At 72.6% G+C, this 20,887-nt stretch carries 19 protein-coding genes; 10 read left to right on the top strand and 9 right to left on the bottom strand.

Annotated elements, in window-relative coordinates; translation table 11 throughout:
• Positions 1 to 56 precede the first annotated feature (56 nt).
• Together ACQB60_RS11640 and ACQB60_RS11635 are read left to right on the top strand one after the other, a co-directional pair.
• A complete protein-coding gene (locus ACQB60_RS11640) occupies positions 57 to 266 on the top strand; it encodes a hypothetical protein (protein ID WP_496925824.1) in 210 nt (69 codons plus the stop codon).
• 80 nt (positions 267 to 346) lie between these two features.
• Positions 347 to 1,546: a glycosyltransferase 87 family protein gene (locus tag ACQB60_RS11635; RefSeq protein WP_496926169.1), complete on the top strand. Its 1,200-nt coding sequence runs from the start codon at positions 347 to 349 to the stop codon at positions 1,544 to 1,546.
• Here the strand turns inward: ACQB60_RS11635 and ACQB60_RS11630 are convergent.
• The gene (locus ACQB60_RS11630) at positions 1,448 to 1,729 is read right to left on the bottom strand and encodes a type II toxin-antitoxin system RelE family toxin (RefSeq protein WP_496925823.1); all 282 of its coding nucleotides are present in this window, start codon (positions 1,727 to 1,729) and stop codon (positions 1,448 to 1,450) included. The two genes, ACQB60_RS11635 and ACQB60_RS11630, sit on opposite strands and share 99 nt — an antisense overlap.
• A gap of 78 nt (positions 1,730 to 1,807) precedes the next feature.
• On the bottom strand, positions 1,808 to 3,451 hold the full coding sequence (locus ACQB60_RS11625) for a DNA repair helicase XPB (protein ID WP_496925822.1): 1,644 nt from the start codon (positions 3,449 to 3,451) through the stop codon (positions 1,808 to 1,810).
• Positions 3,452 to 3,719: 268 nt separating this feature from the next.
• Between ACQB60_RS11625 and ACQB60_RS11620 the strand changes: the two genes are divergently transcribed.
• On the top strand, positions 3,720 to 5,795 hold the full coding sequence (locus ACQB60_RS11620; protein WP_496925821.1) for a HelD family protein: 2,076 nt from the start codon (positions 3,720 to 3,722) through the stop codon (positions 5,793 to 5,795).
• An 88-nt stretch (positions 5,796 to 5,883) separates the two neighbouring features.
• Here the strand turns inward: ACQB60_RS11620 and ACQB60_RS11615 are convergent, their stop codons facing one another.
• Positions 5,884 to 6,573, bottom strand: a complete 690-nt coding sequence (locus tag ACQB60_RS11615; protein ID WP_496925820.1) for a copper homeostasis protein CutC — start codon at positions 6,571 to 6,573, stop codon at positions 5,884 to 5,886.
• A 143-nt stretch (positions 6,574 to 6,716) separates the two neighbouring features.
• On the bottom strand, positions 6,717 to 9,005 hold the full coding sequence (locus tag ACQB60_RS11610) for a heavy metal translocating P-type ATPase (protein WP_496925819.1): 2,289 nt from the start codon (positions 9,003 to 9,005) through the stop codon (positions 6,717 to 6,719).
• 177 nt (positions 9,006 to 9,182) lie between these two features.
• On the opposite strand from ACQB60_RS11610, the gene ACQB60_RS11605 reads away from it, so the two are divergent.
• From ACQB60_RS11605 to ACQB60_RS11595, 3 genes are all read left to right on the top strand, one after another.
• Positions 9,183 to 10,199: a DUF8832 domain-containing protein gene (locus ACQB60_RS11605; protein ID WP_496925818.1), complete on the top strand. Its 1,017-nt coding sequence runs from the start codon at positions 9,183 to 9,185 to the stop codon at positions 10,197 to 10,199.
• A gap of 154 nt (positions 10,200 to 10,353) precedes the next feature.
• Positions 10,354 to 11,004, top strand: a complete 651-nt coding sequence (locus tag ACQB60_RS11600; RefSeq protein WP_496925817.1) for an HD domain-containing protein — start codon at positions 10,354 to 10,356, stop codon at positions 11,002 to 11,004.
• Positions 11,005 to 11,063: 59 nt separating this feature from the next.
• Positions 11,064 to 12,152 carry a GNAT family N-acetyltransferase gene (locus ACQB60_RS11595; protein WP_496925816.1) on the top strand — a complete coding sequence of 363 codons (1,089 nt, stop codon included), beginning with the start codon at positions 11,064 to 11,066 and terminating at the stop codon, positions 12,150 to 12,152.
• A gap of 170 nt (positions 12,153 to 12,322) precedes the next feature.
• Here the strand turns inward: ACQB60_RS11595 and ACQB60_RS11590 are convergent, their stop codons facing one another.
• Entirely contained in the window at positions 12,323 to 12,589 is a 267-nt protein-coding gene (locus ACQB60_RS11590) for a DUF4031 domain-containing protein (RefSeq protein WP_384836045.1), read from the bottom strand.
• A complete protein-coding gene (locus ACQB60_RS11585; RefSeq protein WP_496925815.1) occupies positions 12,586 to 12,981 on the bottom strand; it encodes a DUF8819 family protein in 396 nt (131 codons plus the stop codon). The genes ACQB60_RS11590 and ACQB60_RS11585 overlap by 4 nt, the downstream gene beginning before the upstream one ends.
• 115 nt (positions 12,982 to 13,096) lie before the next feature.
• Here ACQB60_RS11585 and ACQB60_RS11580 point away from each other — a divergent pair, with 115 nt between their 5' ends.
• The 3 genes from ACQB60_RS11580 to ACQB60_RS11570 all read left to right on the top strand — a co-directional run bounded on the left by ACQB60_RS11580 (position 13,097) and on the right by ACQB60_RS11570 (position 16,696).
• A complete protein-coding gene (locus ACQB60_RS11580; protein WP_496925814.1) occupies positions 13,097 to 14,020 on the top strand; it encodes a MurR/RpiR family transcriptional regulator in 924 nt (307 codons plus the stop codon).
• A 76-nt stretch (positions 14,021 to 14,096) separates the two neighbouring features.
• Positions 14,097 to 15,068, top strand: coding sequence for an N-acetylmuramic acid 6-phosphate etherase (gene murQ, locus ACQB60_RS11575; RefSeq protein ID WP_496925813.1), 972 nt, complete (start codon positions 14,097 to 14,099; stop codon positions 15,066 to 15,068).
• 44 nt (positions 15,069 to 15,112) lie between these two features.
• Positions 15,113 to 16,696 carry a PTS transporter subunit EIIC gene (locus tag ACQB60_RS11570; RefSeq protein ID WP_496925812.1) on the top strand — a complete coding sequence of 528 codons (1,584 nt, stop codon included), beginning with the start codon at positions 15,113 to 15,115 and terminating at the stop codon, positions 16,694 to 16,696.
• A gap of 68 nt (positions 16,697 to 16,764) precedes the next feature.
• Here ACQB60_RS11570 and ACQB60_RS11565 read toward each other — a convergent pair whose 3' ends face one another.
• Positions 16,765 to 17,280 (bottom strand): hypothetical protein, encoded by a 516-nt coding sequence (locus ACQB60_RS11565; RefSeq protein WP_496925811.1) that lies wholly within the window; start codon positions 17,278 to 17,280, stop codon positions 16,765 to 16,767.
• 101 nt (positions 17,281 to 17,381) lie between these two features.
• Here ACQB60_RS11565 and ACQB60_RS11560 point away from each other — a divergent pair, with 101 nt between their 5' ends.
• On the top strand, positions 17,382 to 17,897 hold the full coding sequence (locus ACQB60_RS11560) for a RipA family octameric membrane protein (protein ID WP_496925810.1): 516 nt from the start codon (positions 17,382 to 17,384) through the stop codon (positions 17,895 to 17,897).
• Between the two features lie 9 nt (positions 17,898 to 17,906).
• On the opposite strand, the gene ACQB60_RS11555 is transcribed toward ACQB60_RS11560, so the two are convergent.
• Together ACQB60_RS11555 and groL are read right to left on the bottom strand one after the other, a co-directional pair.
• A complete protein-coding gene (locus ACQB60_RS11555) occupies positions 17,907 to 18,956 on the bottom strand; it encodes an aldo/keto reductase (RefSeq protein ID WP_496925809.1) in 1,050 nt (349 codons plus the stop codon).
• Positions 18,957 to 19,189: 233 nt separating this feature from the next.
• Positions 19,190 to 20,812 carry a chaperonin GroEL gene (gene groL / locus ACQB60_RS11550; RefSeq protein ID WP_384836068.1) on the bottom strand — a complete coding sequence of 541 codons (1,623 nt, stop codon included), beginning with the start codon at positions 20,810 to 20,812 and terminating at the stop codon, positions 19,190 to 19,192.
• Positions 20,813 to 20,887: the final 75 nt, after the last annotated feature.

Genomic DNA, 20,887 nt, shown 5'->3' with positions numbered 1-20,887 from the left:
ACGGGTTACCCCCGCAGGCCGATGTGGATCAAACCGCCCCGATCCACCATGGATACATGAGCACCGCAGCCTTCAGCCCGTCGTCCGCGGCGGCCGCACCGGCCGCCTCCTTCTCAGCCCATGGGGCCACGGCATCGTCCGCCGCGGCCCACCGCCCGCACCGCCTCGGTGACGCCCTGCGCGCCGCGAAGGTCTTCGCCGGCGCGGCCTTCGGGGTCGTCGTCCTCGGGGAGTACGCGGAAGAGGCAGGCGTCCGCCGCGCCTGACCCGGGGGTGCGGGGCCAACTCCCCGCCCACCCACTACAGTCGACGGACTGTGACCCTTAGATCACAGTCCGCACTCGCCCTGCTCGCCGTCTCCCTCACCGCCCTCGTCACCCTCTGCGCCCTCCAGGGCCTGCCCATGGCCGACGCCCTGGTCTACCGGGCCGAAGGGGCGGCCGTGGCGAGCGGGAGCGACCTCTACGGCTTCACCGTCACCGAGTGGCAACTGCCCGCCACGTACCCGCCGTTCGCGGCGATCCTCTTCGTCCCGACGACGTGGCTGCCGGTCGCCGCCCTCAAGGCGGCCTTCCTCGCCGCCAACACCGCCCTGCTCGCCCTGCTCCTGCACCTCTCCGCGAAGTCGGCCGGGCTCCCCACGCGCGCCGCGCCCCTGTGCGCCGCGACGGCACTGGCCCTCTGGCTCGAACCCGTCTTCCAGACCGTCCTGTTCGGGCAGATCAACCTCGCCCTGGCCTGCCTGGTGCTGTGGGACCTGACCCGCCCGCCCGTCTCCCGCCACCGCCCTTCCAAGGAAGGCGCTTCGCGCCCCACTGATCCTCCGGGCACCCTCGCGCGCGGCTTCGGCATCGGCGTCGCGGCCGGGATCAAACTGACCCCGGCCGTCTTCATCGCCCACCTCTTCCTGACCCGCCGCACCCGCGAGGGCATGACGGCGCTCGCGGCCTTCGGCGGCACCGTGCTCCTCGGCGCGCTCGTCCTGCCGTACGCCACCGTCGAGTTCTTCACCCGGCGGGTCTTCGAGACGGGCCGGGTCGGCAAGGCGTGGATCGTCGACAACCAGTCGCTGCAGGGGCTCGTCGCCCGCGTCCTGCACACCGCGGAGCCGGGCCTCGCGTGGGCCGTTCCGGCGGGGCTGATCGGCGTCGCGGGGCTGTGGCTGGCCCGCCGGAGCGGGGACGGGCCGTGGGGGATCCTTGCGGCCGCCTGCACCGCGCTCCTGGTCTCCCCCATCAGCTGGTCCCACCACTGGGTGTGGTGCGTGCCGCTGCTCGTGCTGCTGTGGGCGCGGGGGCACCGGCGCACGGCGGTGGCGGTGGCGGTGGTCTTCACGGCCCGCACGATGTGGCTGCTGCCCCATGCGGGCGACCTGGACCTGCGACTGCCGTGGTGGCAGCAGGCGTTGGCGTCGCCGTATCCGCTGCTCGCGCTCGGCCTGCTGCTGTCAGCCCTCCGGCAGGAGGATGTCCGCGTCGTCGAAGATCCGCAGCACCACGAGCAGCAGCCGGCCCCGCGACACCATGTACTCGGCCACGATCTGTGACGTGAGCCGGATCTCGCGGTCCTGCTCGCCCGCCCCTATCGGACGGGAGAGCTCGGTGTACGGATCGCGGGCGAGGATCTCGACCGCCTTGTCGAACGAGGCGCGCCGCGCGGGGTCGAGGCGGTCGCGGTCGCGGGCCGCGTCCTCCGTGTACAGCACCTCGTAGCTCTCCTGGGGTGCCATGTCGTACTCCTTGCCCTGGCGTTCCTGGTGCCTCCAGGGTAGCCAGGGCCCGGCGGCGACGGCACCGCTCCGGCGAAGTCAGCCCCCCGCGAGCAGCTCGTCCGCGTCCATGATCCGGTACGCGTACCCCTGCTCGGCCAGGAACCGCTGCCGGTGGGCGGCGAAGTCCTGGTCGATGGTGTCGCGGGCGACGACCGAGTAGAAGCGGGCCTCGTGCCCGTCCGCCTTCGGGCGGAGCACCCGTCCGAGCCGCTGCGCCTCCTCCTGGCGCGAGCCGAACGTGCCCGACACCTGGATGGCGACGGTCGCCTCCGGCAGGTCGATGGAGAAGTTCGCGACCTTCGACACCACGAGCACGGAGATCTCGCCCTGCCGGAACGCGTCGAAGAGCTTCTCGCGCACCGCGTTCGTCGTCTCGCCCTTGATGACGGGCGCGTCCAAGTGCTCGCCCAGCTCGTCGAGTTGGTCGATGTACTGGCCGATGACGAGAGTCTGCTGGCCCGCGTGCTTCCTGACCAGCGCCTCGGTCACCTTCCGCTTCGTCGCCGTCGTCGCACAGAAGCGGTACTTCTCCTCCGCCTCGGCGGTGGCGTACGCGAGCCGCTCGGAGTCGGTGAGGTTGACCCGGACCTCGACGCAGTCCGCCGGGGCGATGTACCCCTGCGCCTCGATCTCCTTCCACGGGGCGTCGAACCGCTTGGGCCCGATGAGCGAGAAGACGTCGGACTCCCGCCCGTCCTCGCGTACGAGCGTCGCGGTGAGCCCGAGCCGCCGCCGCGCCTGCAGGTCGGCGGTGAACTTGAAGACGGGCGCGGGCAGCAGGTGCACCTCGTCGTAGACGATGAGCCCCCAGTCCCGGGAGTCGAAGAGCTCCAGGTGCGGATAGATGCCCTTCCGCTTCGTCGTGAGGACCTGATAGGTGGCGATGGTGACGGGGCGGATCTCCTTCTTCGTCCCGCTGTACTCGCCGATCTCGTCCTCGGTCAGGGACGTCCGCTTCACCAGCTCGTGCTTCCACTGCCGCGCGGAGACGGTGTTCGTCACCAGGATGAGCGTGGTCGCCTTGGCCTGCGCCATGGCCCCCGCGCCCACCAGGGTCTTCCCGGCCCCGCAGGGCAGCACGACCACGCCGCTCCCGCCGTGCCAGAAGCCCTCGACGGCCTGCTGCTGGTAGGGCCGCAGCGCCCAGCCGCTCTCGTCGAGGTCGATCGTGTGCGCCTCGCCGTCCACGTACCCGGCGAGGTCCTCGGCGGGCCAGCCCAGCTTGAGCAGCGTCTGCTTGATCTGACCGCGCTCGGAGGGGTGCACGACGACGGTGTCCGCGTCGACGCGGGCCCCGACCAGCGGCTGGACCTTCTTCGACCGCAGGATCTCTTCGAGGACGGGCCGGTCGGTGGTGGTGAGCACGAGCCCGTGGACGGGGTGCTTGGAGAGGGTCAGCCGTCCGTAGCGGGCCATCGTCTCGGCGACGTCCACGAGCAGCGCGTGCGGCACGGGGTAGCGCGAGAACTCCACGAGGGCGTCCACGACCTGCTCGGCGTCGTGCCCGGCCGCGCGCGCGTTCCACAGGCCGAGCGGCGTGACCCGGTAGGTGTGGATGTGCTCGGGGGCGCGCTCCAGCTCCGCGAAGGGCGCGATGGCGCGACGGCAGGCGTCGGCCTGCTCGTGGTCGACCTCCAGCAGGAGAGTCTTGTCCGACTGGACGATCAGGGGTCCGTTCACCGCGCGCTCGGCCCTTTCTGCTCGGAATCGGCCGGGAGGCCAAACGTCCAGTGTGCCGCATCGGGCGGACGATCACGGAGGGTCGGGCGGGGGCGGCTCTGCCCGGGCGGTGGGAGAAATTCATTGGCACCCCCACCCACCCCTCGCTTAGGATCCTCCTTTCCCCCGCCTCCCTCTGAGTGGAGAGCTGCCGCCCGGACGGAAACCGGTCGGCCCGACGCCGCAAGGCTCCAGGCCAGCCACACCCCGTCGCCGCCGGAGGAACCCCTTGTCAGCCCCGTCCGCCCCCTCGGGCCCGCCCGCCCACGACCCCTCGGACCCGCTCTCCCGCGAGCGCGCCCACCTCGCCGCGTCCCGTGCCGCCCTGCGCGCCATGCGGGAGGACGCCGAGGCCCTGGACATCAGAGACGTCACCGCGAACTGGGTGAACGCCGCCGTCCTGCAGAGCCAGATCGACGACCGCATCAAGGCGCTCGCCGACCTCTCCCACACCCCGCTGTTCTTCGGACGCCTCGACTACCTGCACGCGCCGGGGGCGGAGCAGGCCGAGGGTGCGGAGGGCGAGCAGTTCTACATCGGGCGGCGGCACGTGCACGACGCCGACGGGGACCCGATGGTGATCGACTGGCGCGCGCCGGTCTCGCACGCCTACTACCGGGCCTCGAAGAAGGACCCGATGGACGTCGCCCTGCGGCGCCGGTTCGGGTACACGGGCGGCGACCTCACCGCGTACGAGGACGAGAACCTCGGGGACGACACCGCCCCGGACGCGTACGCGAGCAAGCTCCTCCAGGAGGAGATCGAGCGGCCGCGCGTCGGGCCGATGCGGGACATCGTCGCCACCATCCAGCCCGAGCAGGACGAGATCGTGCGCGGCGACCTGAGCGGGAGCGTGTGCGTGCAAGGGGGGCCAGGGACGGGAAAGACCGCCGTCGGCCTGCACCGCGTCGCGTATCTCCTCTACGCGCACCGGGAGCGGCTCGCCCGGACGGGGACGCTCGTCATCGGGCCGAACAGGTCCTTCCTCCACTACATCGAGCAAGTCCTGCCCGCGCTCGGCGAGTTGGAGGTCAAACAGGCGACCGTCGACGACCTGGTCGCGCACGTGGAGGTGCGCGGGCAGGACGCGGCCGCGGCGGCCGTGGTCAAGGGCGACGCCCGCATGGCGGAGGTGCTGCGGCGTGCGGTGCGCTCGCATGTCGTCCTGCCGACCGAGGGTCTCGTGGTGGTGCGCGGGTCGCGGCGGTGGCGCGTGGCGTCCTATGAACTCGAAGAGATCGTCGAGGAGTTGCTCGCGCGCGACATGCGGTACGGGGCCGCCAGGGACGCGCTGCCGCAGCGCATCGCGCATGCGGTGCTCGTCCAGATGGAGCGGTCCGGGGAGGCGCCGGACGACCGGGTGCAGGACTCCGTCGCGCGCAACACGGCGGTGAAGGCCGCGGTGAAGGCCATCTGGCCGCCCGTCGACCCCGCCAAGCTGGTGCTCCGGCTGCTCTCCGACGCCGACTTCCTCGCCGCGCACGCGGAGGGGCTGCTCAGCGAGGACGAGCAGAAGACCGTCCTGTGGACCAAGCCCGCGCGCAGCGTGAAGACCGCCAAGTGGTCCGCCGCCGACGCCGTGCTGATCGACGAGGCGAGCGACCTCGTCGCGCGCACGCACTCGCTCGGCCACGTCGTGCTGGACGAGGCGCAGGACCTCTCCCCCATGCAGTACCGCGCGGTGGGGCGCCGCTGCACCACCGGCTCCGCCACCGTCCTCGGCGACCTCGCGCAGGGCACCACGCCCTGGGCGACGCGGAGTTGGGAGGAGGCGCTCACGCACCTCGGCAAGCGGGAGGCGGTGGTGGAGGAGCTGACGGCCGGCTTCCGCGTGCCGACGGACGTCATCACGTACGCCTCGCGCCTGCTCCCGCACATCGCGCCGGGGCTCACCCCGGTCTCCTCGGTCCGGGAGAACCCGGGCGCCTTCAGCGTCCGCGCGATCGCCTCGGACGCCGACGTGGTCGCGGCCGTCGAGGAGTCGCTGCGCCGCGAGGGCTCGATCGGGCTCATCGCGGCGGACGCCCGCGTCCCCGCCCTCGCGGCGGCGCTGTCGGCGGCCGGGCTCACCCATCTCTCCCCGGGCGAGGAGACGACGGCCGAGACCCGCCTCACCCTCGTCCCCGCCTCCCTCGCCAAGGGCCTCGAGTACGACTACGTGGTCCTGGACGAGCCCGCCGCCGTGGTCGACGGCGAGCCCGACGAACGGACGGGCCTGAGGCGGCTGTACGTGGCGCTGACGCGTGCGGTGTCGGGGCTGACGGTGGTGCACGCGGCGCCCTTGCCGGAAGAGTTGGCCGACTAGCCCGTCCGGCGTTCGAGGACGAGGCCGTTCAGGCCGATACGGGTGTCCCGGGGGCGGAGCCCCCGGAGAAGGGCGCCCCGCCGAGAGCTCAGCTGTCGAGCGCGTCCCGCCACTCCCGTACCGCCTCGGCGGAGACCGGGGCGGCCCAGCCCGCAGGGCGCGCCGCGCCGCCGATGTGGAAGGCGTCGACCCCGGCGGCGCGCAGCCCCGGGAGATGGCCGAGGCGGAGCCCTCCGCCGATGAGCATCTGCTGTTCGTAGCCGGGCTCACCGCGCCGCCCCGCCTCCGCGAGAAGCGTCGGCAGCCCGTCGTCGACGCCCGCGGCCGAGCCCGCCGTGAGGTACGTGTCCAGGCCCGGCAGGTCCGCGAGCTGCTTGCGCAGGGCGTCGCGGTCGGCGGCGCGGTCGATGGCCCGGTGGAAGGTCCAGCGGCAGCCGTCGAGCGCGCCCACCAGGGCCTCGACCGCCGCGAGGTCCGCCTCGCCCGTCTCGGTGAGGAAGCCGAGCACGAACTCGTCGGCGCCCTCGGCGCGCAGCTCGCGCGCCCGGCGGACCAGCTCCGCCACGTCTCCGGCCGCGAAGCCGTCCGCGAGGCGCAGCATCACGCGCAGCGAGATGTCCACGGAGGCACGGATCGCGGCGAAGGTCTCGCGGGACGGGGTGAGCCCGTCCGCGGCCATGTCCGTGACCAGCTCGAGCCGGTCCGCGCCTCCGGCCTGGGCGGCGACCGCGTCCTCGGCGTCGAGGGCGATCACCTCCAGGACTGCACGCTCGCTCATGGGGGTCCTTCCGTTCGGTCACCAGGCGGGGGACACACAGGTCTAGTCCAATTATCCACCAGCGTACGCGCAGATCGCCCCGGCGCGCTTCCGAAGCACCGGGGCGATCGTAAGGTTTAGTACATGTACATGCCATACAGGGTTCAGCTCAGCGGCTTGAACCCCCGCAGGCGCAGGCTGTTGCCGACCACGAAGACCGACGAGAACGCCATCGCCGCACCCGCGATCATCGGGTTCAGCAGCCCCGACGCGGCCAGCGGCAGCGCCGCCACGTTGTAGGCGAAGGCCCAGAACAGGTTCGACCTGATCGTGCCGAGGGTCTTGCGGGAGAGCCGGATCGCGTCGGCCGCGGCGCGCAGGTCCCCGCGTACGAGGGTCAGGTCGCCCGCCTCGATCGCGGCGTCCGTGCCCGTGCCCATCGCCAGACCGAGGTCGGCCTGCGCCAGCGCCGCCGCGTCGTTGACGCCGTCGCCCACCATCGCGACCGAACGGCCCTCGTCCTGGAGGGACTTGACGACGTCCACCTTGTCCTGCGGCATGACCTCCGCGATGACGTGTTCCGGGGCGATGCCGACCTCGGCCGCGACCGACTCCGCGACCGCCTTGTTGTCGCCGGTCAGGAGGATCGGCGTCAGGCCGAGGTCGCGCAGCCGCCGGATCGCCTCCGCGCTGGTCTCCTTCACCGCGTCGGCGACCTCCAGGACCGCCCGCGCCTCGCCGTCCCAGGCGACCGCGATGGCGGTGCGCCCCGCGGCCTCCGCCTCGGCCTTGGCCCGCTCCAGGGCGACGGGCAGGTGGATCTCCCACTCCTTGAGCAGCTTCTCGCGGCCGACGAGGACGGCGTGGCCCTCGACGATGCCCTGCACCCCGAGGCCCGCGACGTTCGCGAAGTCCTCCGGCACCGGCAGCGCACCGACCTTCTCGGCCGCCCCGGTCGCCACGGCCTGTGCGACGGGGTGCTCCGAGGCGTGCTCCAACGCCCCGGCCAGCCGCAGGACTTCGGCCTCCTCGACGCCCTCGGCGGTGTGCGCGGCGAGCAGCGTCATACGGCCCGTGGTCACCGTGCCGGTCTTGTCGAGGACGATCGTGTCGACCTTGCGGGTGGTCTCCAGGACCTCGGGGCCCTTGATCAGGATGCCGAGCTGCGCACCGCGCCCCGTCCCCACCATCAGCGCGGTCGGGGTCGCGAGCCCCAGGGCGCAGGGGCAGGCGATGATCAGGACGGCGACGGCGGCCGTGAAGGCGGCGGTGAGTCCGGCACCGTTGCCGAGCCAGAAGCCGAGGGTGGCGAGGGCGAGGCCGATGACGACCGGCACGAAGACCGCCGAGATCCGGTCCGCGAGGCGCTGCGCCGCCGCCTTGCCGTTCTGCGCGTCCTCGACGAGCCTGGCCATCCGGGCGAGCTGGGTGTCGGCGCCGACGCGGGTGGCCTCGACGACGAGCCGCCCGCCCACGTTCAGGGTGGCCCCGGTGACGGAGTCCCCGACCGCGACCTCGACCGGCACGGACTCGCCGGTCAGCATCGAGGCGTCCACGGCGGAGGCACCCTCGACGACGCGCCCGTCGGTGGCGATCTTCTCCCCGGGCCGGACCAGGAACCGGTCCCCGACCTTCAACTCACCGACGGGGACGGTCATTTCGTGCCCGCCGTCGTGGATGACGGTGACGTCCTTGGCACCCAGCTGGAGCAGCGCCTTCAGGGCCGCGCCCGCCTTGCGCTTGGAGCGGGCCTCGAAGTAGCGGCCGGCGAGGATGAAGGCGGTGACACCGGCCGCCGCCTCCAGATAGATGTTGCCCGCGCCGTCGCTGCGCTCGATGGTCAGCTCGAAGGCGTGCGTCATGCCGGGCGTCCCGGCCGTGCCGAAGAACAGCGCCCACAGGGACCACAGGAACGCGGCCGAGGTGCCGACCGAGATCAGCGTGTCCATGGTGGCGGCGCCGTGCCGGGCGTTGGTGAACGCGGCCTTGTGGAAGGGCCAGGCCGCGTACGTCACGACGGGCGCGGCGAGCGTCAGGGACAGCCACTGCCAGTACTCGAACTGGAGGGCGGGGACCATCGCCATGGCGATGACGGGCACGGACAGCACGACGGCGGTGATCAACCGCTCGCGCAGCGGCCGCAGTTCGGCACCGCCGTCCTCGTCCTCCCCCTCTTCCCCGGGGGCGGCGTCCTGCCGTACGGGGGCGGGCTCCTGTGCGGTGTAACCGGTGGCCTCGACGGTGGCGATGAGGTCGGCGACGGCGACGGCGGCGCCCTCGTCGACGCGGTAGCTGACCTTCGCCTTCTCGGTGGCGTAGTTGACGGTGGCCTCGACGCCCTCCATGCGGTTGAGCTTCTTCTCGATCCGGGCGGCACAGGAGGCGCAGGTCATGCCACCGATGGCGAGTTCGACCTCTGCCACCTCGGCGGGCCCAGGTGTGGTGGTGGACATGTCTGCCGCTCCTCGTGCTCGGGTAGCCGGGTGACCGGATACCCTGGGTGGGTATCGCCGACGACCACATTTATACCCCTGGGGGGTACCCAATGCAAGGGTCGATCCCGCTTGACTTCATACCCCTAGGGGGTATCTTCGAGTGAGTCGAGTCCACCGAGCGCTCAGGGAGCCGTCATGAACACGGGACTGAAGATCACCGCCTTCGCCGCCGCCGTCGCCGCGACCTTCGGGACCGCGTACGGGGTGGGCAAGGGCGTCGACCCCGTCGCGGACAAGGCCCCGGCGGCACAGCACGGGGGACATGACGGCGCCGGCGGCTCGGGGGAGGAAGAGCACACGGGCAAGCACAAGGACGACGGGCAGACGGGCCACGGCGGGCACGGGGGCCGGGCGGCCGCCGCCCCCGGCGGCCTGCAGATCTCGGACCGGGGCTACACGCTGGACCTGAAGACGCCGCGTCTGACCGCCGACCGGCGCGCGGAGCTGCGGTTCGCCGTCGTCAAGGACGCCACCGGGCGCAAGGTCACCGCGTACCGGACGGAACACGGCAAGGAGCTGCACCTCATCGTCGCCTCACGCGACCTGACCACCTACCGCCACCTGCATCCGACACGCGCGGCGGACGGCACCTGGTCGACACCGGTCACGCTGCCCGAGGCGGGCGGCTACCGCGTCTTCGCCGACTTCCGGGCGGCGGACGCGAACGAGGGCCTCACCCTCGGCGCGGACCTCGCGGTGGCGGGCGCGTACGCGCCGAAGGAGCTGCCCGAGCACAGCGCCACGGCCCGGGTGGACGGCTACGAGGTGCGCCTGAAGGGCGAGTTGACCGCGGGCCGGGCGAGCGAGCTGACCCTGAACGTGACGAAGGACGGCAAGAAGGTACGTGACCTGCAGCCCTACCTCGGCTCCTACGGCCACCTGGTCGCGCTGCGCGCCGGGGACCTCGCCTACCTCCACGTGCACCCGAACGGCGAGCCGGGCGACGGCAGGACCGCGGCGGGCCCCGGCGTCTCCTTCACGGCGACGGCGGCGAGCCCGGGCGCGTACCGCCTGTTCCTCGACTTCAAGCACGAGGGCACGGTCCGCACGGCGGCGTTCACCGTGCACGCGGGGACGGCGGGCGGCGACAAGGCCACGGAGGGCGACAAGGCCACGGGCGGCGACGAGGCCCCCGGCGGGCACGCGCACTGACGCGGCGCCGGCGCTCGGGGTCGTGCGTCTCGTCGTGCGTCTCGTCGTGCGTCGGATCGTGCGTCGGATCGTGCGTCGGGTCGCTCAGGAGGGAGCAGCCGAGCGGGAGCCGGCGCGTGTCCGCCATGGGTGCCGCGGTGGTTAGGGTCGGCACATGGCAGATGAAGAGGACTCGGGGCTGCGCGACCGCTGGCGCGAGACGCTGGTGCGCGCCCGCGAAGGCGCGCGGTCGCCCGACCCCGCCCCCTACGCGGACAACCTCCTCGCCCGCTGGGCCGAACCCCGGCGCCGGTACCACACCACCGCGCACCTCGCGGCGGTCCTGGACCACATCGACGTACTGGAGGAGCACGCGGACGCGCCCGATCTGGTGCGGCTCGCGGCCTGGTTCCACGACGCCGTGTACGCGCCGGACCGGTCCGAGAACGAGGAGCGGTCCGCGCGCCTCGCCGAACGGGCCCTGCCCGAGGCCGGGTTGAGCCAGGAGGCCACCGCCGAGGTCGCCCGCCTGGTGCGGCTCACGGTCACGCACGACCCGGCCGAGGGCGACCGCGACGGCGAGGTGCTGTGCGACGCGGACCTCGCGATCCTGGCGGCGCCCGACGACGCGTACGCCGCCTATGCCGCCGCCGTCCGCGAGGAGTACGCCTTCGTGCCGGACGAGGCGTTCCGCCAGGGCCGCGCGGCGGTGCTGCGCCAGCTCCTCGACCTGCCCCGCCTGTTCCGCACCCCGTACGGGGCGAAGGAGTGGGAGGCCAGGGCCCGCGAGAACCTGACCACGGAGCTGACCCTGCTGTCCCCGTGAAACCCCTGAAGCCCTAAATCCGCTGTCCCCCTGACGCCCCGCCTGCATACCCTCTGCGCATGCTTGCCATGGGTGGAGACCAAGTCGACCAGGCGGTGGCGCACGCGGTGGCCGCGCTGCGCACCGTGACCGACCAGGACTGGAGCGTCAACGCGGGCGGCCTGGAGTGGAGTTGCCTCTACACGGCCGAGCACATCGCGGGCGACTTCATCGGATACGCGACGAACGTGACGGGCCGCACGGCCGCGCACGGCGACTACGTCCCCTTCGACATCATCCTGGAGAAGGGCACCGACCCCGAGGGCGCCGTCCGCGTCGTCGAGGCCACCGGCGGCCTGCTCGCCGCCGTCGTCAGGACCGCACCGGCGACGGCGCGCGGCTGGCACCCGTATCCGAACGGCAGCGCCGACGCGACCGGCTTCGCCGCCATGGGCATCGCCGAACTGCTCCTGCACACCCACGACATCATGACCGCGCTCGGCGACGGGTACGAGCCGCCGTCCGACCTCTGCGAGGCCCTGCTGGCCTGGATCTTCCCGCACGTCACACCGGCCACGGACGCGTCCGCGCACTGGCCCACGCTGCTCTGGGCCACGGGCCGCGGCACGCTCCCCGGCCGCTCCCGCCTGCCGCAGTGGAAGTGGCACAACGCGATCCACCTCCCCTCCCCCGCCGGACGCGTCGCCCTGAAGGAGGTCACCCCCGCCGCGGCGGCCGACCTGGCGGCGGGCGGCACGGGCTTCCTGGAGTGGCTCGGCGGCGCCCCCTTCGAGGGGACGCGCAGGGCGGCGGGCCAGGTCACCAAGGCGTACGCGGAGGGGACTCACCGGCCCGAGTGGGGCATGTTCGCGATCGTGCGCGCGGAGGACGGGGTCGCGGTGGGCGGCATGGGCTTCCACGGGCGGCCGGACGAGGACGGGCGGGCGGAGGTCGGGTACGACCTGGTCGAGGGGGCGCGGGGCGCGGGGTACGCGACGGAGGCGCTGCGTGTCCTTGTCTCCTGGGCCTTCGAGCAGCCCGAAAAGGCGGCGGTGCTGCACGCCGTCGTCGACCAGGACAACGGGGCATCGCAGGGCTTGGCCGAGCGAGCCGGCTTCGTACGGGTCGCCGACCGCGGGGAGCTGCGCGTGTACGAGGCGCGGCCGTAGCCGCTTTCAGCCCGTCCGGCGTTCGAGGACGAGGCCGTCCAGGCCGATACGGGGGCTAGGGGCGAAGCCCCAGGAAGAGCGCCCCAGTAAGAGCTCCCCCAGGGCCGCGGGAGCGGTTTCGGGAAGGGGCGGGATCCGGGGAAAAGGCCCCCGGCAGGGGTACCCGCCCCCTACGCCGGCCGACCCTTCGGCCGCCTCAACCCCGCCTCCGTCAGCCTCCGCACCAGCTCCTTCGACCCCACCTCCACCGCCCCGGCCCGCACCGCGTCCCCGTACCGAGCCGACGGCACGTCATAGTGGTCCCGCTCGAAGGCCCGCTCCGGCACCCCCAACTCCCGCGCGAACCGGTGCAGTTCGTCGAACGAGACATCGCTCACCAGGTGCGACCACAGCCGCCCGTGCCCCGGCCAGGTCGGCGGGTCTATGTACACGGTCACGAGAACGAGCCGCCCGGCGCCCCCGGGGCCCCCGGGGCCCCCGGAGATCCCAGCGACCCCACCGCCGCAACCACCACCCCCGCCTTCCCGCACACCCAGTGCGGATCGGCCCCCAGCTCCGGCTCCACGTCCAGCGCATGCGGATCGCCCGAGCCGCAGACCGGGCACAGCGGCCAGCGCCCGTACTTCTCCAGGAGCGCGTCCTGGACGTCCTGTGCGACGAGCCCCGCCACGTACTCCGCACCCTCCGGCCACTGCCCGACCCACCAGCGGCGCTGCACGATCGAGTCCTCGACCAGCGAGACGACGTCCGGCTCGGCGACGTCGCCCGAGACGAGGTCGGCGAGGACGAGGGCGCGGGCCGCGTGGAGCGCCTGTTCCGATGGATCCATGGGTCCATTGTCGCCCCACGCCCCACCCGGCCCGAAGGCCCCGGTGAAAGTCCCGGCGAAGCCCAGGACCTTCGGGCTCTTGACCGCGTAAGGACTCCGAAAATATCTTTCAAGCGTGAGCAATGACGTGAAGGAAATTTTCGCAGGCGCCGCGCCGCCCGCCCCCGCGGCCCTCGCGGCCAAGGTGCGCACCCTCGCGCCGTCGATGACCCGCTCCATGCAGCGCGTCGCCGAGGCCGTCGCGGGCGACCCGGCGGGCTGCGCGGCGCTCACCGTCACCGGACTCGCCGAGCTCACCGGCACCAGCGAGGCCACCGTGGTCCGCACCGCCCGGCTCCTCGGCTACCCCGGCTACCGGGACCTGCGCCTCGCGCTCGCCGGGCTCGCCGCCCAGCAGCAGTCGGGCCGCGCCCCGGCCGTCACGGCCGACATCGCCGTGGACGACCCCATCGCCGACGTGGTCGCCAAGCTCGCCTACGACGAGCAGCAGACCCTCGCCGACACCGCCGCGGGGCTCGACACGGTCCAGCTCGGCGCCGCCGTCTCCGCCCTGGCCGGGGCCCGCCGCGTGGACATCTACGGCGTCGCCGCCTCCGGCCTGGTCGCCCTCGACCTGGCGCAGAAGCTGCTGCGCATCGGCCAGGTCGCGCACGCCCACTCCGACCCGCACCTCGCGGTGACGAACGCGGTGACGCTGCGCGCCAAGGACGTGGCCGTCGCCATCACCCACTCGGGGTCCACGGGCGACGTCATCGAGCCGCTGCGCGTCGCCTTCGAGCACGGGGCCACCACCATCGCGATCACCGGCCGGCCGGACGGGCCCGTGTCCCAGTACGCCGACCACGTCCTGACCACCTCCACCGCCCGCGAGAGCGAGCTGCGCCCCGCCGCGATGTCCTCGCGGACCAGCCAACTCCTCGTCGTGGACTGCCTGTTCGTGGGCGTCGCCCAGCGGACGTACGAGACCGCGGCCCCCGCCCTCGCCGCCTCGTACGAGGCGCTGGCCCCCCGCCACAGCCCCCGGGGCACCGGCCGCTGACCACGGCCCGCCCCGGACCGGATCCGAGACACCGAGACCCCCACCCCTCCCCCGTACTGAGAAAGAGCCGCACGCCATGACCTCCACCACCGACGCCGCCGCCCCCGGGGAGAACTACGGAGAGCTGCGCGCCCAGCTGGACACCCTCACCACCGAGGCGTTCCGGCCGGAGCTCTCCGAGATCGACCGGCTGCCCACGGCGGAGATCGCGCGGATCATGAACGGGGAGGACGCCAGCGTCCCCACCGCCGTCGCCGCCCAGCTCCCCGCGATCGCCGCCGCCATCGACGGCACCGCCGCGCGCATGGCCCGCGGCGGCCGCCTGATCTACGCGGGCGCGGGCACCGCCGGGCGCCTCGGCGTGCTCGACGCCTCCGAGTGCCCGCCCACCTTCAACACCGGCCCGGACGAGGTCGTCGGCCTGATCGCGGGCGGCCCGAGCGCGATGGTCACCGCCGTCGAGGGCGCGGAGGACAGCAAGGAGCTGGCCGCCGCGGACCTGGACGCCCTGCACCTGACCGCGGACGACACCGTCGTGGGCATCTCCGCCTCCGGCCGCACCCCGTACGCGATCGGCGCCGTCGAGCACGCGAAGGCGCGGTACGGCGCGCTCACCGTCGGGCTCTCCTGCAACGCCGACAGCGCCCTGGCCGCCGCCGCGGACCACGGCATCGAGGTCGTCGTCGGGCCCGAACTCCTCACCGGCTCCACCCGGTTGAAGGCGGGCACCGCCCAGAAGCTCGTCCTCAACATGCTCTCCACGATCACGATGATCCGGCTCGGCAAGACGTACGGGAACCTGATGGTCGACGTACGCGCTTCGAACGAGAAGCTGCGGGCCCGCTCCCGCCGGATCGTCTCCCTGGCCACGGGCGCCGACGACGCCGCCATCGAGGCCGCACTCGCCGCGACGGACGGGGAGGTGAAGAACGCGATCCTCACGATCCTCGGCGACGTGGACGGCCCGACGGCCGCCCGCCTGCTGACGGAGTCGAAGGGCCACCTCCGCGCGGCCCTGTCCAACGCCCCTTCCCAGAGCACCAGTTGAAGCCCAGAGCCACCGAGCACCACCGCACCGCGTAAGGCCGCACCATGAGCACAGACAAGAACCGCGCCACCGCCGCCGCGATCCTCCCCCTCGTGGGAGGGGCGGCCAACGTCACCACCGTCGCCCACTGCATGACCCGGCTCCGCCTGGGCCTCGCCGACCGCTCCCTGGTCCAGGACGAGGCGCTGAGGGCGCTGCCGGACGTCATGGGTGTGGTCGAGGACGACACGTACCAGATCGTCCTCGGCCCCGGGAAGGTCGCCCGGGTCACGCCGGAGTTCGAGGCGCTGGTGGCGGAGGGACGCGCGGCCGCAGCCCCGGCCGCACCCACGGCCCCGGCCCCCGAACACACCCTGAACGCCGACGAGTTGGCGGCCCAGGGCGCGGCCATCAAGGCGGCGCGGAAGGAGAAGAACGCCACCCCGTTCAAGCTCTTCCTGCGCCGCATCGCCAACATCTTCGTGCCCCTCATCCCGGCCCTGATCGGCTGCGGCATCATCGCGGGCATCAACGGCCTCCTCGTCAACCTGGAGTGGCTGCCCGGCATCACGCCCGCCCTGACCGCGATGGCCTCCGGCTTCATGGCGCTGATCGCGGTGTTCGTCGGCTACAACACGGCGAAGGAGTTCGGCGGCACCCCGATCCTGGGCGGCGCGGTCGCGGCGATCATCGTGTACGCGGGCGTCGCGAACATCGAGGCGTTCGGGCAGAAGCTCTCCCCGGGGCAGGGCGGTGTGCTGGGTGCGCTCGGCGCGGCGTGGCTGGCGACGCGGGTCGAGAAGTGGTGCAGGGATGGGGTCTCCCCTGGTCGAGCGAAGTCGAGAGCTTGGGGAAGGGTGCCGGAGGCGGTGGACGTCCTGGTCACCCCCACCCTCACCGTCCTCATCTCCGGCCTCGTCACGATCTTCGGCCTGATGTACGCGGCCGGTGAGGTCTCCACGGGCATCGGCACGGCGGCGAACTGGCTCCTGGACAACACCGGCGCCTTCGCGGGCCTGGTCCTCGGCGGCCTCTTCCTGCCGCTGGTCATGCTGGGCCTGCACCAGGCACTCATCCCCATCCACACCACCCTGATCGAGCAGCAGGGCTTCACGGTCCTGCTGCCCATCCTGGCGATGGCGGGCGCGGGCCAGGTCGGCTGCGCGATCGCGGTCTACAAGCGCCTCAAGCACAACAAGTCGATCCGTACGACGATCAAGTCCGCCCTCCCCGCAGGCTTCCTGGGCGTCGGCGAGCCCCTGATCTACGGCGTCTCGCTGCCCCTCGGCCGCCCCTTCATCACGGCGTGCGTGGGCGGCGCGGCGGGCGGCGCGTTCATCGGCGCCTTCTCGATGCTCGGCGACAAGGTCGGCTCGACGGCCATCGGCCCGTCCGGCTGGGCCCTGTTCCCCCTCCTCGACGGCAACAAGGGCCTCGGCCTCACCGCCGCGATCTACGGCGGCGGCCTCCTCGTCGGCTACCTGGTCGGCTTCTTCACCACGTACTTCTTCGGCTTCAGCAAGCAGATGCTGGTGGACCTGAACGCGGATCCCCAGGAGGCAGCCGCGGGAGAGCCGGCGGCGGCACGGGCGGAGGGAACGGACCCCCTGGGCCCGGCGGCCCCGGCCCCGGAAGCGGCGAAGGTCTGACCCGCCGGGCACCCCTGCCCCCGGGCGCGGCACCGAGCACCCCCTCGGCGCCGCGCCCTGAAGCATCGCTAGGCGCCGCGCCGGGCCCCCCGCGGCCACACCACGTCCACCGGCAGCCCCAACTCCCGTGCCGCGCCCACCACATCGGCGGTGCCCCCGCCCTTCCCGGTGGGCGCGGTCCCGTCCCACACGGCCACGAGCCGGTCGGCGCGCGCGAGCAGGGCGCGGTTCGCGGCCTCGTACGCGTCCCGGCCCGCCGACTCGTACGGCATGACCGCCACCTCGGCCGCCGCCCGCACCAGCCGGTCGAAGTCCGCGGCGTACGACGGCGCGACCTGCGCGGCGCGGTAGTCCCGCGACGGGATGACGGCGACCAGACGGCCGCCCGCCGCCAGCACCGCGTCCGCGAACAGCGCGTCGGCGCCCGCCGCCAGACAGGACAGACCGGTGAGCCCGGCCCCGGCGCACGGCGCGAGCAGCCGCTCCAGCTCCGCGCGTACGAGCGGCACGGTCGGCCCGGCCAGGTCCATGTGCCCGGTCACCGCGATGGCCGTGGCGGTCGTGGCGCTCCCGGTCATGGTCATGTCCCGGACCCTAGCCGACGGTCGGTGACCGGCCGCCGACCGGCCGCCGACGGTTTCCAAGGGTCTGGTGGGGCAAGGGAGTTGCGCGGCATCATTCCGCCATGACCGAGATGCGGGACGCCCTCTGGAACGAGTCCATAGGCCCGGCCGACTACCGCGAGTCCGACTCCTCCGACCGCTACCGCACCGCCGTCTTCGAGCAGTACAAGCTGTGCGTGGAGCTGGCCGACCGCTCCAGCGCGCGCCGCAGCGTCTCCAACACGTTCTTCCTCACCGCCAACAGCGTCCTCGTCACCGTGCTCGCCACGGCCGCCCCCGAGCTGCGCGACGGGATCTCGGTGTGGCTGCTGCTGCCCGGGTTCGTGATCCTGCTGACGATGTGCGTCTCGTGGTTCGTCCTCGTGCGCTCCTACCGCCAGCTCAACAAGGTCAAGTGGCAGGTCATCGGCGCCCTGGAGGAGCGGCTGCCCGCGTACGCGTACTCGCGCGCGGAGTGGGGCTTCCTCGGCGAGGGCCGGGACCCGAGGAAGTACCTCCAGATCTCGTACGTGGAGCAGTGGGTCCCGGTCGTCTTCGCCCTCGCCTACCTGCTGGGCTTCCTGGCCCTCGCCCTGTGAGCCCCGGGCTCAGGCCGCGGCCCGGTCCCCCGCCGCGCGCCGCCGCCCCGCCGTGTCGGTGAGGGCGGGCGGGGTCCAGGCGCCGTCGGCCCGGTAGAGGTCGGTGCCCGGCGGGACCAGCTCGTCGATGCGGTCGAGCGTCGCGTCGTCGAGGGTCAGCTCGGCGCCCTTCAGGAACAGGTCCAGCTGCTCCTGGGTGCGCGGGCCGAGGATCACCGAGGTGACGGCGGGGTGCGCGAGCGGGAAGGCCACCGCCAGCTCGGGCAGCGTGCAGCCCAATTCCCCGGCCAGCTGGTGCAGTTGCTCCGCGACGGCCAGCTTCTCGGTGTTGCCGGGAACGGCCGGGTCGAACCGCTGCCGGTTGAGCTTGGCGCGGTTGCCGTCGAGGTCCACGGGCAGCCCCGTGCGGTACTTGCCGGAGAGGAAGCCGGAGGCGAGCGGCCCCCAGGTCAGGACGCCCATACCGAGGCGGCGCGCGGTCGGCAGCACCGACCTCTCGATGCCGCGGGCCAGGAGCGAGTACGGCGGCTGCTCGGTGCGGAAGCGCATGAGCCCGCGCCGCTCCGCGACGTGGTGGGCCTCGACGATGTCCTCGGCGGGGAAGGTCGAGCACCCGAAGGCCCGTATCTTGCCCTCCCGCACGAGGTCGCCGAGCACCCCGAGGGTCTCCTCGATGTCCGTCGTGTGGTCGGGGCGGTGGATCTGGTAGAGGTCGATCCAGTCGGTGCCGAGGCGGCGCAGGCTGTCCTCCACGGCACGCACGATCCAACGCCGCGAGTTCCCGCCCCTGTTGGGGACCTCGCCCATCGGGAAGTGCACCTTCGTCGCGAGCACGACGTCGTCGCGGCGGCCGCGCAGCGCCTTGCCGGTGATCTCCTCGGACTCGCCGGCGGAGTACATGTCGGCGGTGTCCACGAAGTTGATGCCCGCGTCGAGCGCGGTGTGGACGGCGCGCACGCACGCGTCGTGGTCGGGATTGCCGACGGCGCCGAACATCATCGTGCCGAGGCAGTAGGTGCTGACCTCGATGCCGGTGCCGCCGAGAGCGCGGTAGCGCATGGTGAACTCCCTTGCCGAAGGCGGCCCGTCGAAGGCGACCGCGCCCTGAGAATGACCGCACTCTAGGAGTTGGAGTGCACTCCACCGCAAGCACAGCGGGCCCCGCCGCCCCAACAGGCCCCGCACCACGCGCCGAGGGCGGCACCCCCCTGGGAGAAGGGGTGCCGCCCTCGACGTGAAGCGGGTACTGCGGGTACTGCGGGTCACGCCATGAACTACTGAACCTCGGGGGCTCAGAAGTCCATGTCACCGCCCGGCATGCCACCCGGAGCGGCCGCGGCGGCCTTCTCCGGCTTGTCGGCGATGACGGCCTCGGTGGTGAGGAACAGCGCGGCGATGGAGGCGGCGTTCTGCAGGGCAGAGCGGGTCACCTTCGCCGGGTCGATGATGCCCTCGGCGATCATGTCCACGTACTCGCCGTTCGCGGCGTTCAGGCCGTGACCGGGGGTGAGGTTGCGGACCTTCTCCACGATGACGCCACCCTCGAGGCCGGCGTTCACGGAGATCTGCTTCAGCGGGGCCTCCAGGGCCAGCTTCACAGCGGCGGCACCGGTGGCCTCGTCACCCTCGAGCTCGAGCTTCTCGAAGACGGAGGAAGCCTGCAGCAGGGCCACGCCACCACCGGCGACGATGCCCTCCTCGACGGCCGCCTTCGCGTTGCGCACGGCGTCCTCGATGCGGTGCTTGCGCTCCTTGAGCTCGACCTCGGTCGCGGCACCGGCCTTGATGACGGCCACGCCGCCCGCGAGCTTCGCCAGGCGCTCCTGGAGCTTCTCGCGGTCGTAGTCCGAGTCCGAGTTCTCGATCTCGGCGCGGATCTGGTTGACCCGGCCCTGGACCTGGTCGCTGCTGCCGGCGCCGTCGACGATGGTCGTCTCGTCCTTGGTGATGACGACCTTGCGGGCGCGGCCGAGGAGCTCCAGACCGGCGTTCTCCAGCTTGAGGCCGACCTCCTCGGAGATGACCTCGCCGCCCGTGAGGATGGCGATGTCGTTCAGCATCGCCTTGCGGCGGTCGCCGAAGCCCGGGGCCTTGACGGCGACGGACTTGAAGGTGCCCTTGATCTTGTTGACGACCAGGGTGGACAGGGCCTCGCCCTCGACGTCCTCGGCGATGATCAGCAGCGGCTTGCCGGACTGCATGACCTTCTCGAGGAGCGGCAGCAGGTCCTTGACCGAGCCGATCTTCGAGTTGACGATCAGGATGTACGGGTCGTCGAGCGACGCCTCCATACGCTCCATGTCGGTGGCGAAGTACGCCGAGATGTAGCCCTTGTCGAAGCGCATGCCCTCGGTGAGCTCCAGCTCCAGACCGAAGGTCTGGGCCTCCTCGACCGTGATGACGCCTTCCTTGCCGACCTTGTCCATGGCCTCGGCGATGAGCTCGCCGATCTGGGTGTCGGCGGCGGAGATGGAGGCCGTCGAAGCGATCTGCTCCTTGGTCTCGACATCCTTCGCCTGCTCGAGCAGGGCGCCCGAGACAGCCTCGACGGCCTTCTCGATGCCGCGCTTCAGAGCCATCGGGTTGGCACCGGCGGCCACGTTGCGCAGACCCTCGCGCACCAGGGCCTGGGCCAGGACGGTCGCGGTCGTCGTGCCGTCACCGGCGACGTCGTCCGTCTTCTTCGCGACCTCCTTGACCAGCTCGGCGCCGATCTTCTCGTACGGGTCCTCGAGCTCGATCTCCTTGGCGATGGAGACACCATCGTTGGTGATCGTGGGGGCGCCCCACTTCTTCTCGAGGACGACGTTGCGACCCTTGGGGCCCAGGGTCACCTTGACGGCGTCGGCGAGCTGGTTCATGCCGCGCTCGAGGCCGCGCCGTGCCTCCTCGTCGAACGCGATGATCTTGGCCATGTGAAGTGGTCCTCCCGGACAGGGGTGGAAAGCAGGACCGCACTGGCGCCCGCGACGGACGGCCCGCAGCCCTTG

Origin of the sequence: Streptomyces odontotermitis, assembly GCF_050510915.1 — a bacterium.
GTDB lineage: Bacteria > Actinomycetota > Actinomycetes > Streptomycetales > Streptomycetaceae > Streptomyces.
Note: the sequence above shows the minus strand (reverse complement) of the source record. Positions and strands in the feature narration are given on the sequence as shown.

Excerpts from the sequence above, each read along its gene's own strand:
- ACQB60_RS11640 (WP_496925824.1), top strand. The coding sequence starts at position 57 with ATGAGCACCGCAGCCTTCAGCCCGTCGTCCGCGGCGGCCGCACCGGCC.
- ACQB60_RS11630 (WP_496925823.1), bottom strand. The coding sequence starts at position 1,729 with ATGGCACCCCAGGAGAGCTACGAGGTGCTGTACACGGAGGACGCGGCC.
- ACQB60_RS11615 (WP_496925820.1), bottom strand. The coding sequence starts at position 6,573 with ATGAGCGAGCGTGCAGTCCTGGAGGTGATCGCCCTCGACGCCGAGGAC.
- ACQB60_RS11610 (WP_496925819.1), bottom strand. The coding sequence starts at position 9,005 with ATGTCCACCACCACACCTGGGCCCGCCGAGGTGGCAGAGGTCGAACTC.
- ACQB60_RS11605 (WP_496925818.1), top strand. The coding sequence starts at position 9,183 with ATGAACACGGGACTGAAGATCACCGCCTTCGCCGCCGCCGTCGCCGCG.
- ACQB60_RS11600 (WP_496925817.1), top strand. The coding sequence starts at position 10,354 with ATGGCAGATGAAGAGGACTCGGGGCTGCGCGACCGCTGGCGCGAGACG.
- ACQB60_RS11595 (WP_496925816.1), top strand. The coding sequence starts at position 11,064 with ATGCTTGCCATGGGTGGAGACCAAGTCGACCAGGCGGTGGCGCACGCG.
- ACQB60_RS11585 (WP_496925815.1), bottom strand. The coding sequence starts at position 12,981 with ATGGATCCATCGGAACAGGCGCTCCACGCGGCCCGCGCCCTCGTCCTC.
- murQ (WP_496925813.1), top strand. The coding sequence starts at position 14,097 with ATGACCTCCACCACCGACGCCGCCGCCCCCGGGGAGAACTACGGAGAG.
- ACQB60_RS11570 (WP_496925812.1), top strand. The coding sequence starts at position 15,113 with ATGAGCACAGACAAGAACCGCGCCACCGCCGCCGCGATCCTCCCCCTC.
- ACQB60_RS11565 (WP_496925811.1), bottom strand. The coding sequence starts at position 17,280 with ATGACCATGACCGGGAGCGCCACGACCGCCACGGCCATCGCGGTGACC.
- ACQB60_RS11560 (WP_496925810.1), top strand. The coding sequence starts at position 17,382 with ATGACCGAGATGCGGGACGCCCTCTGGAACGAGTCCATAGGCCCGGCC.
- ACQB60_RS11555 (WP_496925809.1), bottom strand. The coding sequence starts at position 18,956 with ATGCGCTACCGCGCTCTCGGCGGCACCGGCATCGAGGTCAGCACCTAC.
- groL (WP_384836068.1), bottom strand. The coding sequence starts at position 20,812 with ATGGCCAAGATCATCGCGTTCGACGAGGAGGCACGGCGCGGCCTCGAG.